General features: G+C 39.5%; 10 protein-coding genes. 1 reads left to right on the top strand and 9 read right to left on the bottom strand.

The window, feature by feature from the left end; translation table 11 throughout:
• Window positions 1-3: 3 nt before the first annotated feature.
• From VK159_RS14855 to VK159_RS14830, 6 genes are all read right to left on the bottom strand, one after another.
• Complete coding sequence (locus tag VK159_RS14855) at window positions 4-1,833, bottom strand: sodium:solute symporter family protein (protein WP_324230944.1); 1,830 nt, start codon at window positions 1,831-1,833, stop codon at window positions 4-6.
• An 86-nt stretch (window positions 1,834-1,919) separates the two neighbouring features.
• Window positions 1,920-3,065 (bottom strand): glycoside hydrolase family 26 protein, encoded by a 1,146-nt coding sequence (locus VK159_RS14850; RefSeq protein ID WP_324230943.1) that lies wholly within the window; start codon window positions 3,063-3,065, stop codon window positions 1,920-1,922.
• 141 nt (window positions 3,066-3,206) lie between these two features.
• Window positions 3,207-4,667, bottom strand: a complete 1,461-nt coding sequence (locus VK159_RS14845) for an IPT/TIG domain-containing protein (protein WP_324230942.1) — start codon at window positions 4,665-4,667, stop codon at window positions 3,207-3,209.
• 119 nt (window positions 4,668-4,786) lie between these two features.
• The gene (locus VK159_RS14840) at window positions 4,787-5,926 is read right to left on the bottom strand and encodes a glycan-binding surface protein (RefSeq protein ID WP_324230941.1); all 1,140 of its coding nucleotides are present in this window, start codon (window positions 5,924-5,926) and stop codon (window positions 4,787-4,789) included.
• Between the two features lie 39 nt (window positions 5,927-5,965).
• A complete protein-coding gene (locus VK159_RS14835) occupies window positions 5,966-7,651 on the bottom strand; it encodes a RagB/SusD family nutrient uptake outer membrane protein (RefSeq protein WP_324230940.1) in 1,686 nt (561 codons plus the stop codon).
• 10 nt (window positions 7,652-7,661) lie between these two features.
• Complete coding sequence (locus tag VK159_RS14830; RefSeq protein ID WP_324230939.1) at window positions 7,662-10,850, bottom strand: TonB-dependent receptor; 3,189 nt, start codon at window positions 10,848-10,850, stop codon at window positions 7,662-7,664.
• 215 nt (window positions 10,851-11,065) lie between these two features.
• Here VK159_RS14830 and VK159_RS14825 point away from each other — a divergent pair, with 215 nt between their 5' ends.
• Complete coding sequence (locus VK159_RS14825; RefSeq protein ID WP_324230938.1) at window positions 11,066-11,944, top strand: AraC family transcriptional regulator; 879 nt, start codon at window positions 11,066-11,068, stop codon at window positions 11,942-11,944.
• A gap of 33 nt (window positions 11,945-11,977) precedes the next feature.
• On the opposite strand, the gene VK159_RS14820 is transcribed toward VK159_RS14825, so the two are convergent.
• From VK159_RS14820 to VK159_RS14810, 3 genes are read right to left on the bottom strand one after another with little or no spacing between them, the layout of a single operon-like run.
• Window positions 11,978-14,122: an FN3 associated domain-containing protein gene (locus VK159_RS14820; protein ID WP_324230937.1), complete on the bottom strand. Its 2,145-nt coding sequence runs from the start codon at window positions 14,120-14,122 to the stop codon at window positions 11,978-11,980.
• Between the two features lie 2 nt (window positions 14,123-14,124).
• Window positions 14,125-14,910, bottom strand: a complete 786-nt coding sequence (locus VK159_RS14815; protein WP_324230936.1) for a chitobiase/beta-hexosaminidase C-terminal domain-containing protein — start codon at window positions 14,908-14,910, stop codon at window positions 14,125-14,127.
• Window positions 14,907-15,938 (bottom strand): 6-bladed beta-propeller, encoded by a 1,032-nt coding sequence (locus VK159_RS14810; RefSeq protein WP_324230935.1) that lies wholly within the window; start codon window positions 15,936-15,938, stop codon window positions 14,907-14,909. The genes VK159_RS14815 and VK159_RS14810 overlap by 4 nt, the downstream gene beginning before the upstream one ends.
• Between the last annotated feature and the right edge of the window lie 84 nt (window positions 15,939-16,022).

Below are 16,022 nucleotides of genomic sequence, written 5' to 3'. Positions count from 1 at the left end.
AGGTCAATCTTCCAGTTTATTCCACCATGTTTTTTTCAGGATAAGAATGATCAGAATCATTATTACAATAGTGATGATAAGAGGTAAGTGCATGGAGAGCACAACATACATAGGCAAAACAGTCATACATAACTGACCTATGATGCCTAATACAACGTTGAACATATCTAACTTAAACCTGCGGTTGGGTTCAAAGGATGGATCTTCTTTTTGTACAATTTCCTGTATTGGTTTCCAGAAACCCCAAGGGCGAACACTGCGATAAAATGCTTTGAGTGTTTCAGTATTTGTTGCCGGTGCAGTGAATGTTCCGATGAAACTTCCTGCAACAGACAATAAAAACAGTACAGGGAAATAGTATAAAAATTCGATGCCGGTAAATAATCTTGAGAAAACCATTGCACCTGCAACACCGGTTAGCATACCAATATAAAATCCGTTGGCATTAAAGCGCCACCAATACCATTTCAATACATTGGCAGCAATGTAGCCACCATATAAACCCGATACTATCCACTGAAGAATACTGTTCACATCTTTTGCAAAAAAGCCAAGTATCACGCCAACAGTCACCACCACAATACCTGCGAGATAATTCATGCTGATTATCTTCTTGGTTGATGCAGTTGGGTTAACATATTTCAGATACACATCGTTGATAAGATATGCCTGTGCTGCATTAAGCGTACCCGAAAATGTTCCCATAAATGCACCCAGTAAGCCGGTTAGAACTAAACCTAAGATTCCTATGGGTAAAAAATTATTAATAGCTGCTGGTAATATCCGTTCGAAATCGGTGCCACCATTACCATCGCTTAATTGTAACTGATCGTAGTACAACAAACCAAGTACAGTAAGACCAATAACCATTGAATAACGAACAGGCAACAACACAATGGAAACAAAGCCTGTCATCTTTGATGCTTCCTTGGGTGATTTCGTTGAAAGTATTTTCTGCATGTCATAGTTAGGCGCCGGGCCAGCTGCTGCTGCAAATACTCCTTTGAACAACATCATCATAAAGAACAAGCCAAATAAACCATAGCCATCATCTGCAATTTTCTTATTGGCATCGTTCACAATTCCTGTCCAGTCAAGACCAAGATGCCAGCCAAAGAAAGGATCATCCCACCCTGCCGGAAGTTTTAACGTATTTCCGTTGAGATGCATCATTGCAATAACAGCAATGGCAATACAGCCAATGGTCATGATTGCATATTTGATGAGATCACCTAACACAATGCTATGCATGCCACCAAGAATTGAATAAAACATAGCAAACAACGTAAACACAATTCCATACACATGTGCTACATATTGTGGAGCAACATCAAAGGGAACATAATCTTTCACTATTTCCCATGGAACAAATATTTCAATGAACTTTCCAAGACCAATAAAACCATAAGCAAGAAACCCAAGACAACCGATCAGTGCAAAGGCCACCACAATACTGTGGGATCCCTTTACACCTTTACCTGAAAGACCAAAACGTGTTGCCAGCCACTCTGCACCTGTTGTTGCGTTTGAACGGCGTAACCATTTTGAGAGATACATCATGTTAAACACCTGGTTGAACACGGGCCAAAGCCAGGGTATCCAGATACTTTTAATACCATAAACAAAACATAAACTCACCATCCACATGGTACCACTGATGTCGAACATATCTGATGCATCACTCATGCCCAGCATGTACCATGGAAGTTTTTTCCCTCCCATGAGATAACTCTCTTTGTTCAGTCTTGCTTTCTTGCGAAGAAACCATCCCAGCATAACCATTGTTACGAGGTACAGGACAATTATGCTGGTATCAATAAAACTTAATTTCATTTAACGAATATCTGTTACTTCATGCGTTGAACAAAGTGCAGACTGAAGAATCAGTCCGCCAATAATTGACTATGATTGCTAAAAAATCATTGGTAAAGTTTTTCTCTTGCTGCATCTTTTTCAAAAAGCGTTTTTTCATGTTGATAAAATTTCTGAAAATCAGCTGCTGATGTTTGCCCTTTATACGGCGCATAATAATGCATCTTCTTCATGCCTTCATTGTATCCATGATTACGCCAAACCAACACATACGAAATTTTATTGTCGCCGACTGCCTTGAGCAAAACGTCTGTCCACCAGTTTGTTTGCGGAATCGCTTCATAACCTGTTTCAGCTAAGGCAGTCAATTTATGTTTCTTATCTGCTATTGATTGCACAATCGATAACAGATGGTTTGTTTTTTCTGCGAATGAATTTGATTGCGAGTTATCGCCATACTGGTATGTATCGAAGCTGAGCATATCAACCATATCATCACCCGGATAACGTTCCATAAATTCTTCAGCTGTTTTAAAATCACCTGAAGTATTATACACCCACAGCAGGTTGTTCAGTTTTTTTTCATTGCGCATATACTGAAATGTAAATTTCCATAGTGCTTTAAACTCTTCTGCTGTGCATTGCCGTTGTCCCCACCAAAACCAACTTCCTGTCAATTCATGAAAAGGACGAAACAAAACAGGAATAGCTTCACCTTTCTTTCCTCTCAATGAATGAAGGAAGATGGCTACTTTATCAAGCCATGATTTGTATAATTCATGATTGACTGCACCAGGTAAAATCGTTGCAACAGTTCCATGCGTGGTGTCCCAGGCGCTCTTTTTATTTCCAAGCGGACTGTAGGCGTGCCAGCTGATGGTAATAATACCGCCACGATCGTACCCTTGTTGAATAAACTGCTGCATTGTTTCAAATGGAACAGCATCAAGATTTTTTGGATGATCTAATTCAAGTCCGCCAAGTTCCCAACCGTACACGGCCGGGAAATCACCTGCAGCCTCTTTTACATCGCTTCGTCCCTGTTCATATTTCCAGTTTACACCATAAGCCAAATCATCCTGATGACCGAACATAAAACCTTTAGAAGCCAATTTCTGTAAGTTGTTATAGAGGTTTACTGTTTCTTTCGTTGCATTTTTATCTGCAGGTAATTCCTGCTGCGCTTTTACCTGGCAGTTAACAAGTAAGAAAACTGAAAAAAATACAATATTTCGCTGATTGTAGTATTTCATTACAATACACTTAAGTTTTTGTAAAGAGACGGATTATTGCTCATGTGCTGCAGCTTTTTGATCCTTATAAACATCCACTTTCTTTATTTCAGCAAAAGAAAGTGGATGTTCATTTTACGCATCATTTTATTGTTACTGTTGTTACCTTAATCCAACATGGTCAATATGAATTACTCCACTCCATCCTGCAGACTGAAGAACAACTTCACTCAATGTAGTTGAAGCACCTATTGCAGAAAGATCTAAACTAAAAGTAGACCACTCTCCTGCTAACACCGTTACCGTTGCAGGAGCGCCCCAATTTCCGTTTATAACAACATTCAATGTTTTACCTCCTGTACCTGCTTCGCCGAATACAGAGAATTCAAGTTTTGTATATCCTGAGGTTGCAGTTGGAGCTCCTGCATGAAAAGTAATTCCTTCATAACCACCGGCACCGTAAGTAGCTTTAATTGATGTAGTACCCTGACGAACAATTGCTGTACTGTTGAAATCATTCGCTGCCCACGACCAGTTCTGATAAGCATTTTGCAATGCATCAGTATAAATTGGATATGGAAAATTAGCAAGAGGAGGAAGACCGCCAATTAAATCCAATACCTGGCTTGATATAACAGTTAATGAAGAATTTAAAACAGACAATGTTATTTTACCTTTCAATGTACCATCAGGAACTTTTACTACAAGTTGCGTAGCCGATTGGCTTACAAAAGTTGTAACCGGATTAACAATACCTGTAAACGAAACACCAGTTACCAAATCAAGATTTGTTCCTGTAATTGTGAGGTTGTCTAAAGGAAGTATTGGATTGGGGCCAATGTTTGTAATTGCAGGCAATACAACCTGTAAATCCATTGTTGAAACGGAAGTAACGCCTGAAGCAGCAACTAATGTTACTTTACCGGTTTGTGCTCCCGCAGGAACTTTCACAACAATCTGGGTAGCTGACTGACTTTCAAAAGTTGTAACAGGAGTTGCAACTCCGGCAAATATTATTTTCTTAGCAAGGTCGAGGTTTGTACCTGTTATGGTAAGATTTGTTTGATGTTTAATTGGATTGGGAGATAGAGCTGTTGTAACCGGCAAAGTAACTTTCAATGTATCTGCTGTTTGCACATCAGCTGAATCAGTTCCTCCGTAAGAAAGAATCAATGGCCCTGTTTCTGCATCAGCAGGTACTGTAACCACAATTTGATTGATTGATTTACTTACAAAGGTTGTTGCCAGTTTGTCTCTTGCAAATGTGATCCTTGTTACCCAGTTAAGATAGTTACCCGTAATGGTAATATTTTCTCCGGGACGAGCCTGGGCGGTAATAGAAGTTACGCTGGTTAACACATTCAGGTTAAAAATTGTTTTTGAAACAATATCACCATCGGCTGTTTTCAATGTTACAAATCCTTTTTCTGCAGATGTGGGAACAATCAGTTTGATGAGTTCTTCAGAGTGCATTACAAAATTTTTCTGCTCAATCATTGCAGCGGTTCCTGTAAACTGAATGGATGTTACTTTACTTAGATTTTTACCGATAAAAACTAATGTATCTCCATGCCTTGCACCTGTCGGGCCAAAACTCAACAATTCCACCTTGCCGGATTTCACATCATTTTTTTTACATGATGACGTTGCCGTTCCTATGACTATAGCAATGCAAATAAAGGAAAGGATCCGTACAGTAAATAGTTTATTCATTGTTTTGAATTGTATGATTAACGAGATGTTTATTTAATAACTTTTGGTACTACCCTGAAGTTATCAAAAGCAATATCTGCATCGAGGCTGCCTTCTGCGTGCCCCATAAGTAGGCGGCACCAGTAACCGGCAGGATTAACTACAGGTTTTGGTGTATACTCTGCAAACACTTCTGTTAATGGAATTACCACTGTTTGCCATTGTCCTTTTGTATCGTACGGAGGTATCCATTTGTAACCATTGTTATCTTCAGCACTCAGTGCAACATTAATTTTCAATACATTTCCGTTATAAGGTTTGATCGTATTTACCTCAAACTTCAGGTAATAATCTTCAGGCTTTAAGATTGCAGCATCAGGAATATTTTTACTGTGTGTTGGCATTGAGGATGCAGGGCCACCCGCTAATTCATTCCAGCTCCACGAACCGATTTGTTTTGTAAACCGTATATAATTTCCACTGATAGATGGAGGATCATTTGGGCTGGGATTGCTCACTACATATCCTGCATTCCACCAACCTTCATACGGATCACTGTTTATAAAGTGGTTCCGGCTGTCTCTAAACCAGAAATCTGATTTTGTTTCACCAAAATTGGTCTTAACAATTATTTGTCCTGCTTGTGCTCCTGCCGGAACCTCCACCTGTATCAGCTGGTCTGTTACAGAAACAATGTTTCCATTAACGCCGCCTGCAAATGTTACAGTTAACGGTTCGTAAAAAAAGTCGCCTTTAATTGTTGCTACACTTCCGGTGTTCACAAACTCGCAAACCATTCCGCTTATATATGGCTTACTGATCTGTACTTCAAAATCATGATTCAGAATAAAGCCATTGCTGAATATAATTTTCAGCTTATTCGTGATCTGTTTCGGAATTGGATTGGGGACCGATACCAATATGGTTGTATTGGTAATGTATGTTGGCGTGAGCATTGCTTGCTGGTCGTTAAACCAGATCTCAACTGCGCCACCTAAGTTTTCGCCAACTATAGCGATCAGGCTTCCCTGGCCGGCACCAACTAATAATGAATCGGATGATTCAGGGCTTGTTATTCTTACATACTTTATTTTAGGTTCACCGTTTGTTTCTTTCGTGCAGGAATAAAGCACACTCACTAAAGCAACAGTCATCAGAAAAAAAAGTATGTTCTTGTTTACTGGTTTCATTTTAATGTCTTTTTGATTTAACAATCTGCGTGGCATCAATTATGGATAATCAACTGGCGGTTTCTGAAGATTTGGCGCATTGCTGATTTCTGAATTTGGAATAGGTAACAGAAAATTACCTTCATTGGCAGAAATCATTCGTTCTGTAAACCAGGATGTTTTTGTAAATGTCCATTGTGTTGGATTCGGCATTTGATCCGGTCTTGTAAAGAACAAACCTCTGTCTTGCGAATTCAGGATAGAGAATGCTTTTGCAGGATTATAATAATGCAGGCTTACAAGATCGTACCAGGCCATTCCTTCCATTGCAAACTCTTTAAAACGTTCAGAGAAAATTGCATCAAGTGTAAGTGGGCCACTTCCATTTACACCTCCAACCACATAAGCAGGCAAGCCGGCTCTTGTATGCACTTTATTAAAGTATTCAATTGCAGTTGCATCACTGGTTGATGGATTATTACCAATGGTAGCTTCTGCATAGATCAAATACATTTCAGCCAGCCGCATCATATACGTGTTATTCGGATAACGTTGTTGAGCAGCAATGCCTGCTAAATCAACCGGAGAACCAATTATATATTTTTTTACTGCAAGAAAATTTTGATCTGTACCTGTAAATGGATAGATAAGTTTTGTCTTGTCGGAAACTTTTGTAATCTCAGGATAATAAGCTCCCGGCAGCATGAATGTTGAGTACAAACGGTTATCGAGTGTGCGCCCTCTTAATGTACCATCAGTTTGCTCTGTAATTCCGTCGTATTGTTTTATGAGCCACCATGTTGCTCCTTTATCTCCGCCCCATCCGCCAAATGCAATATCAGGACTATAAGCAAGATACTCAGGCATACTATTCGAAATACCCCAAACATTTGCGCCTGCAAAAACCCATTGCAATTCAAATAATCCTTCAGAATTATTATCATAAGGATGTTTGAACAGATCATAATAATTAGAAAGCAATTTCTTTCCGCTGTTATTAATTACTCTTGCAGCATAGTATTTTGCACTATCTAAAAACTGTTGCTTTCTGACACCACCTGTTGCTTCAACGCCAGCTCTTGTAAGATAGAAACGGGCAAGCATTCCTTCTGCCGACCATTTTGTAAGTCTTCCTTCCTGTGTTGCTGTTACTGGTAAATCTTCAGCAGCTGCACGCATTTCCCTTGTAATAAAACGCCATACACTTGTTACCGTATTTCTGCTGATGGATGTATCAAACAATTTATCGAAGTTGTTTTCAATAACCGGAACAGGGCCCCAGTTCATCACCAGGAAACGGTAAGCTAATGCACGCATAAATCTTGCTTCGGCAATGGCTGTTTTTCGTACTTGTGCTGAAACATTCGGTCCACCGTAACGATTGATATTGTAAAGGAAAAGATTTGATTGACCCACAACATTAAAGAATGCACGCCATGATGCACCGTTCTCCCCATTATCACCAGTGGTATTAAACAATACATTTCCCCTGTCGTTCCATGCAGAAAATGCAGTACCACCTCTGAAATCACCAAGGTTGTACATTGCTTTATCATTGTAATCAAACCACACTGTACTGTAAAGCAAAGCTGTACCTGCTAATACCTGCTCATCTGTTTTATAAAAGTTGGCATCTGTAATTGAGCTTAATGGCGGTTTTTCCAGAAACGTTTTTTTACATCCTGAAAATGCCGCAACGGCAACCAATAAGCCTGCTAAATATTTTATGCTATTAATTTTTTTCATATGAATAAGTTTAGAAGTCAACACTGATTGTCGCAGTATACATGCGGGTTAACGGATAGCGCCCAAAGTCAATTCCGATAGCCTGGTTCGATGCGCTGGATCCTGTTCCAACATAGGAACCTACTTCAGGATCATATCCTTTGTATTTGGTAAGTGTAATAAGATTCTGAGCGCCAATTGTTGCTCTTAATCCTTTGATTACTTTGGTATAATTTAAATATTTGAAAGGCACATTGTAAGAAAGTGTAACATTCTTTAACCGCAGGTAAGAACCATCTTCCACAAATCTTGTGGTAATTTTTCCATAGTTATTTTCATTCGAAACAGGATTGTTTGACATGCGTGGAATAGTTGTTCCTGCGTTGGTCAAAAATGGCTTCCCGTTCACATCTGTGCTGATCTTTGCATAACCCATTGACGCTGTCAATAAATTTCTACTAAGATTGATGTTATTCGGATTACTTGCTTCTGAAGCAATGTAATTGTAGATATCGTTACCGTATGTACCAATGATAAGAACACTCAGATCAAACCCTTTGTATGAAAACGAGTTGGTTAATCCTGCTGTGAGTTTAGGCCACGGGTTTCCGATATTCGTCATATCGTTTACATCGATCTTTCCATCACCATTTATGTCTTTGTATTTTACATCGCCAACCCAGATGCCGTTTTGCGGATCTGTAGGTCTTCTGTTTCCACTGTTATCAACAGGTACCGCACTGTTATTAATTTCTTCGATTGATGAAAATATTCCTTCTTCAATATATCCTCTGAATAGCCAGGGCTGCTGACCAATCGCTGCACGTTGAGTCCAGTTGTTCATCCACCACGATGTTCTGTCGATAAACGCATTATCTGAGTTTAATGATTCAATCGTTGATCTGAACTGAGACAGGTTGAGGTTTGTTTCCCATCTGAAATTTTTATTCTGGATGTTCGTACTTACAATAGAAAAATTCCAACCTGTTGTTCGTAAGGCACCGGCATTTACTAATGGTGCACCTACAGAACCGGGACTGCCGTTTGTGCCCATGTACCAGGGTAAGCTTGCCTGCAGAATCAGGTTGTCTGTATTCTTTACGTAGTAGTCTCCTTCAATTGCAATCCTGTTATTGAGTAATCCAAGGTTAAGACCAACATTGTGCGTCATTGTTTGTTCCCATTGCAATTTGGGATTGGTAAATGATGCAGGCAGCAAACCTGTTCCCCACGGCGTAGCTCCTGTATTTAATGGAGCATAAATACCTGAACCTGTACCTTGATTTCCTGTGAGACCGGTCTCGTATCTTAATTTCAATTCACTGATGAACGGAACTTTGAAAAAGTCTTCCTGCGAAACTCTCCATGCTGCAGATACGGAAGGGAAATTACCCCACCTGTTATCAGCACCAAAATATGGAGAGCCATCTCTTCTGAAAGTACCGGTTAACAGATAACGGTTTCCATAATTATAATTAATTCTTCCAAGGTAAGATTCCATTGACCATGGATACGTGCCTCCTTCATTGGTGGCTGAAGTAGGATTTCCTGCATTTACATCAAAAATATCATTGGTAAGGAAACCGGTTCTTCCTGCTGATAATGCTTTCCATTGTGACTCCTGCGCTTCATGACTTACCATTACAGTAAAACTGTGTTTATTAATCTGCTTTGTATATTCAAGCATTTGGTTCCAGTTCCAATACCAGCTTGAATATGTTCCCGATTGCAATGATGCAAGTAAGTTCGTACGCCATTGATCAATACTGTAAGTTGGAGTATAGTAAGTAGAAAGTCCGTTTCCTGCACTTGCATTAATTGAAGTTCTGAACACCAACCCCTTCATTAACGTGATGCCAAGGTTTAAGCCTCCCAGGAATTGCCGTTTCATATTGTTATTGGTAATGAGGCTTGCAAGTGCTACAGGATTTATAGGTGCAAATTGATTGGCGCCATTCACCGGATCGCTTCCGCCCCATGAACCATTCAGGTTTTTAACAGGTATCTGTGGAGTTAAACGCAGTGCATTTGAAATAAGCGGACTTTGTGCATCGCCATAATTTGTTGCTGTGAGATTTTCATTCGTTTGATTAAAACTCAGGTTTGTACCAATGGTTATCCAGTCTCTCGGTTTATTATCCATGTTCAGCCTGAAACCATAGCGGTTAAAACCAGAACCTAACGCAACGCCATCCTGTTTCAGGTATTCACCCGACAGATAATAAGTAGTATTGTTATTGCCGCCACTTAAACTTAATTGATGTTTACTCATGGCCGCATTATTAAATAATTCCCGCTGCCAGTTTGTGCCTTCGCCTAAGAGTGATGGATCTAAAAACTCTTCAGGAGTAGTTCCGCCTGCAATAGCATGGTATTCTTTTACCATTTGTGCATACTGGCTCAAATTCATTACATCCAGTTCGTCAGGCGGAGTTTGAAGATTGTATTGGTAAGTATAGTTGATTTTAAAATCTCCCGCCTTACCACGTTTTGTTGTAACCAGGATTACACCATTGCTGGCACGTGAACCGTAAATAGCGGTGGCAGATGGACCCTGCAAAATCTGTATATCTTCAATATCATTTGGATTGATGCCGGCTAACGGATTGGAAGAACTGGATGAGCCATATGAAACATCTTCATTTGCCTGTATTTGAACTCCATCAACTACATATAAAGGTTGTGTACGGCCCAATGAACTTACACCACGGATATTAACAGAAATACCACCGCCCGGCTGTCCGGAGTTTTGTGTAACATACACACCGGCAGCCCTTCCCTGTATAGCCTGCTCAATTGTTGTGTTCACTGTTCTGGCAATATCTTTTGCAGATACTGTGGTTTGGGCACTGGTAAGATTCGAACGTCTTGATTTACCGTAACCAACAATAACAACCTCACTCAACTTTGTTTCCGTAACATCAATTGTTACAAGAACATTTGATTTGCCCGCTGTGGAAACTTCTACAGATTTTGCGCCAACAAAGGATACAACTAAAACTGAGTTAGGAGATGGAACTGTTATTGTAAATGTACCATTGGCATCTGTTACAGTTGCAGTCCTTTGTCCCTTTACACTCACTGTAGCACTTCCAACGGGAGCACCTGTTTTGTCTGAAACAACGCCGGTAACAGTTTTGGTTTGTGCAAAATTGACAATAGAGAATAAAAGAAACACAATAGCCATTGTGATCTTTTGGGAAGATTGACACTTTCTCATATAGCAAGAATATTTACTCAAATGTAACCGTAAGAATTACTAAAAAACTAATACTATTTTACCAAAGAATTGTATTTTATAACTCTTGATTATTTTAGAATTCATTGAAAGCGTTGATGTAAGCGTATTTTTTTGCAATTGTTGTTACAGTATCATGCGATCAGAATTGTACTTTTTTACCTTGCTATTGCTAACTTTACTGCAAACGATAGCTGATGCACAAGGATATTATGCGGGAAATAACGCCACTTACCAGTAGTGATTGCTTTACTTTTTTTACCCGTACAAAGAGTGAGTTTGATTTTCCGTTACACTGTCACGAAGAGCTGGAATTGAATTTTATCCGCAATGCAAAAGGCGCCAGGCGAATTATTGGCGATCATATAGCAGAGATCGATGGATATGAACTGGTATTGGTTGGATCGAATCTTCCTCATGTGTGGGAAACACACAAATGCAAAAGCAAAGAAATTAAAGAGATCACCATTCAGTTTCATAAAGACCTGTTCGATGAAAAGTTTCTGAGACGAAACCAGCTGAGTTATATCCGCAAGATGCTTGAACGTTCTGCAAAAGGAATTATGTTTTCGGTGGAAACTATTCAACAGATAGAACCAAGATTGACCATATTAAGTCAGAAGCATGGATTTGACTCTGTACTTGAGCTTCTATCGATCTTACATGATCTTTCCGTATCCCGTAACATGCGTACCCTGTCTGATACAACTTTCAGTGGAGCAGAGTTAACATACAACAGTCGGCGGATTGAGAAAGTGCTCGAACATATGAATCAGAATTTTCACAAAAATGTTACATTAGACGAAGTGGCAAAGCTGGTGAATATGACGCCGGCATCGTTCAGTCGTTTCTTTAAACAACGTACAGGTATTTCATTTATCGACAGTTTGCATGAGTTAAGATTGGGGCACTCTTCCCGTCAACTAATCGACACAACACATTCCATTGCTGAAATTGCTTACAACTGCGGATTTAATAATATCTCCAATTTCAACCGCCTGTTTAAAAAGAAAAAAGGTTGTACGCCTAAAGAGTTCAGGGAAAATTACAATTATCACAACAGGATATTTGTGTAAGATTGATTGGTTTGTTCCTGGTAACTGCTGTAATTAATTCACCATCACTTCATCAACAAATAGCCATCCCTTATCTCCTTTGCCCGGATGCCATGCCGGTAGTTTACCTACAGTGTTACCAACGATTTTTATATATTTTACAGTAGAAGGATCGAATTTACACTCAAAGCCCCGCAGCGATGAAGGTTGAACCATTGTTGGTTGCGATGGCTTTACTGTACCAAGCAATTTCATTTTCTTTGGATCGTTTCCTCCCCAAATTTCAATGCTCGACGGCGGCATAATATAACTTCCAACATCAATCAACGTACTGAGTGTAACACTTTTTATCGTGGTTGGTTTGGTAAACAGTAACAGTACTTCCATTCTTGTTTGTCGCCATGCAAGCCAGCTGCCTAAACGAAAATTTGTTTCACCTTTAATCAGATCAGAAAGCATTTTAGCTTCTCCTTTATAAGCAGGATCAGGTTGCAACAGAAACAATACACTGTCAGCTTTAAATGTGCTTCTGTAAAAATTTTCTTCCATAATATCACTGCTGATCCATCCGGGTTTATATGCCTTTGCTTTTATCAAGACATTACCATCGATCATTTCGCCGGGTTTAAAGACAGGTGATGTAAGGCTGTCAGGATCGCTGCCATCTGTTGTAAACCGAATTGTAGTTCCATTGATATAGTGCTTCAGCTTTAATGGAATTGGTAAAGTAATGATCGATTCTTCATTCTGTATAATGGGTGCTGATAATTTCAGAACCATCGTGTCACCTTTAAAGCCTGTTTCAAAGCGAATATTTTTTGTCTGCGTTTTTATTTTCTCCATATCAGCAGCAGCGACAGGCATATTCCAGGTATAAACTGTTTTCAGTTGAGGAAAGCTTTGCAACTGCTTCAACTGTTCTGCATTAACCTGTGTACCGGATATCGAAAGACTTCTTAAAAACTTCAAACGTTTCAATTCTGCAAGACCGGCGCCGGTGATTGCAGAAAAACTAAGATTGAGTTTCCTGAGATTTTCAAACCCAGCAATAATCTTCAGGTCCGCATCCTTCACGGGCATTTGCGAAAGATCGAGTGAAACAATCTGCTTTTTAATTTTCGATAATTCTGCCAGCTGTTCTGCTTTAAATAGTTTAGTGTTGAAAAAACTTACATGCAGTGCCGGTGATTCAAGCGCTTCTGCAGTAACCACACGGTTAACCGTATTGAGTTCTTTAACAACAGAAGCATCTGCTTCATCAAAATCATATTCTGCTGTTTCTGCGGCTGTCAGCATATTATTTGCTACGATAAACAATGAATCATCTGTTGACAGATCAGCAACACGCAATTTAAAATCTGATCCTTTTTTTATCCAGTGTCTTAGTATGACGATTTCATCCTCTGTTAATTGGGGTTTGCCTTGAGGAGGCATATGTTTTTTTTCTTCGAGTGGTAAATGTATTCTTCGCAATAGCAGACCTAAGTCGGCAGAAGTGCTGTCCCATAAAACTCCGTTCTTCCCTCCCTTCAACAACAGATCTTCTGTTTCCATTACCAGTTCACCTTTTGCTTTTTTACTGTTATGACAGGAAATACATTTGGCTTCAAGGATCGGTCTTACAAGGTGTGTATACAGTTCTGCTTCTTCTGCAGATACTGCAACTTGTTTTTTCTCCGGTGTGATCGGTGCAAGTACAAAATTCTGTCCATGTGTTATGCCAGCACCCTGGTGACCTGCAACTACAATCAGTACAATGGCTACAATGGATGTAGCAAAAGCTGTGATCTTTTTCGCCTGCAATGTTTTCTTAAAGAGACACCATAACAACATGAAAAGAGAAATTGCTACCCCACTCCATTTGTGCCACTGCAAAGCATCAGCATCATAGCCTTCTTCTCTAGCTAAAAAGAAGCCTGCCAATGCTGTGATAGCAGAACTGAAAGCAGCCAAGTGTAAAATAAGATCAGCGATATACAGATTATGATTATCCTTTGTTTTCTGTACATGAAATAACAGCACAAGCAAAGCATACATGACGACTAATACAACAGGAAAATGCAAAACCAGAGGGTGCGTACGCCCCGCCACCTGTAACCATAGCGGAACTGATATCCTGCTTTCAAAAAATAACAGGAACAGTAACAGGCAATTCAGTAAAAGAGAAAGGTTGAGTAAACTATTTTTAAAACGTAACATGTTTAATATACTTGTATTTCATCAATGAATATCCAGGCGTGATTGTCTTTGCCCGGATGCCATGCAGGTATTTTCTTTAATGGAGATAATACCAGCTTCAGCTTATTTGTTTTAACCTTTCGCTTTGGAATAATTTCATGGGCACTACATTGTTTTGGCGATGGCCCTTCGCCCAAAAAAGTTTCTTTACCCAACGGCAGATAACTTTTTTGCGCCTCATCATAATAATACAACAGAATCTGCTCAGGTAAAAAGATCCAGCTGCTCTCGTTTTGTAACAGATCCAGCAACACAGCATTGATCGTTTCTTTTTTCTTTAATACAATATCAATTTCAACTGTATCGCTATCATACCCCAGCCATGCACCTGAACTGAAATTTGTATTCCCGCCCATTTGATCATTCAGGATGTTCTTATTGTTTGTAGTGTATTTCGGATTTGGTGCAGTAAAGTTGATTTGCTGAATGGCTTTGCCTGTCTTTATAAACTCTACACTTACTGTTTCGGATGGAAGAAAATCAGTTCCCATCGCCTTCGCTTTTATACTCGTTCTTTTACCTGCAATTACAATGGGCTTTGTGTAAAGCCGATCTTTTGCTGTTGGTTCATTGCCATTGATCGTGTAACGTACTTCTGCGCCCGGTTGTTCAAACTTTATTTCCAGTGTAGTCTTGTCCTGGAAAAAAACAGATCGATAGTTCAATAACGGTGGTGCCAGTTGAAACAACTGTTGAGCAAAACTGCATTGAGTAATAACCAGAAGAAAAAGGAACGCTAGTCTTTTCATAAAGGCTGGAGTTTGTAAGGATACACTTGTCCGCTGTTCCATTGTGCTACATAGATATTTTCTTCATCATCAATACATACATCATGTGGGTATTGAAAAACTTTGATCGTTTGGTACAGCTCATTCGGCTTATTGCCTGTATAAGCAGGCTCATTGCCACCGAGATTTGAGATCACTTTAAAATTCTTATCGAGTATTGTTACAAACCCAGACTTATCACCTTGTCTTGCATCTGTTTGCAAAACCGCTGCATACAAATAATCACCTTTAATAACAGGTCTGCAAACCCATGCTCCGGGTAATGGAATCGTATTAATATAAGTTCCATTCAACGTATAGCGCTTGAATGCATGCTGTTGTCGTGAAGTAACCACAAGACAAGGATTGTTCTTATCCCTGTAATCAACACAAATACCATGAGCATTCAACAAATGCTTTTCTTCATTCCCTCTTCCACCGAAATGACGGATGTAGTTGCCTTTGTAATCGTATTGAATAATAAAATCTTTTCCATAACCATCGGCTACATAAATATCACCGTTAGCTGCAATGGCGGTTTCCGTTGGAATATATTCATCTGCTTTTGTATACACGCCTGTTTCCTTTGGATAATCGAGCGTCATTAACACTCTTCCATCAATTGTGGTTTTAATTACCTGGTGACGGTTGTTATCACAAATGAATAATGTATCAGTACCATTTTCATGAAACAACGTTAGACCATGTGCACCGGGATATTCATTTCCCCAGGTAGTGATCAGTCTCCCGCTTTTATCATAAATAATGACATTGTTTTTTGTTTCATTGGTGAGCAGAAGAATCCGTCCAGATTTATCCTGCACCATTTCATGACAATCTTTTACAGGGTTTCTTGCAAAATCTGCCTGGCTCCATTTGGTATTGATGCGGTAGCGTTTCTTGTTATGCCCAAGAATAAGTTCATTCATGTCAGAGCCATACAACAATGGTGTTGCATACAACGAAGCTGTTGCCAGTGAAGAGTTTTTTATGAATGTGCGGCGATTCAATTTTACTTGTTTTAATGATAATTCACAATATGTACGAGGTACGAAGTCGGAAGTACGTACCTCGTAAATCGTACTTCTGTATTC

The sequence above is a fragment of the Lacibacter sp. genome (assembly GCF_035299325.1).
Lineage (GTDB): Bacteria > Bacteroidota > Bacteroidia > Chitinophagales > Chitinophagaceae > Lacibacter.
Note: the sequence above shows the minus strand (reverse complement) of the source record. Positions and strands in the feature narration are given on the sequence as shown.

Bases quoted from the DNA above. Each gene is read 5' to 3' on its own strand.
- VK159_RS14855 (WP_324230944.1), bottom strand. From the start codon at position 1,833: ATGAAATTAAGTTTTATTGATACCAGCATAATTGTCCTGTACCTCGTA.
- VK159_RS14850 (WP_324230943.1), bottom strand. From the start codon at position 3,065: ATGAAATACTACAATCAGCGAAATATTGTATTTTTTTCAGTTTTCTTA.
- VK159_RS14840 (WP_324230941.1), bottom strand. From the start codon at position 5,926: ATGAAACCAGTAAACAAGAACATACTTTTTTTTCTGATGACTGTTGCT.
- VK159_RS14835 (WP_324230940.1), bottom strand. From the start codon at position 7,651: ATGAAAAAAATTAATAGCATAAAATATTTAGCAGGCTTATTGGTTGCC.
- VK159_RS14830 (WP_324230939.1), bottom strand. From the start codon at position 10,850: ATGAGAAAGTGTCAATCTTCCCAAAAGATCACAATGGCTATTGTGTTT.
- VK159_RS14825 (WP_324230938.1), top strand. From the start codon at position 11,066: ATGCACAAGGATATTATGCGGGAAATAACGCCACTTACCAGTAGTGAT.
- VK159_RS14820 (WP_324230937.1), bottom strand. From the start codon at position 14,122: ATGTTACGTTTTAAAAATAGTTTACTCAACCTTTCTCTTTTACTGAAT.
- VK159_RS14815 (WP_324230936.1), bottom strand. From the start codon at position 14,910: ATGAAAAGACTAGCGTTCCTTTTTCTTCTGGTTATTACTCAATGCAGT.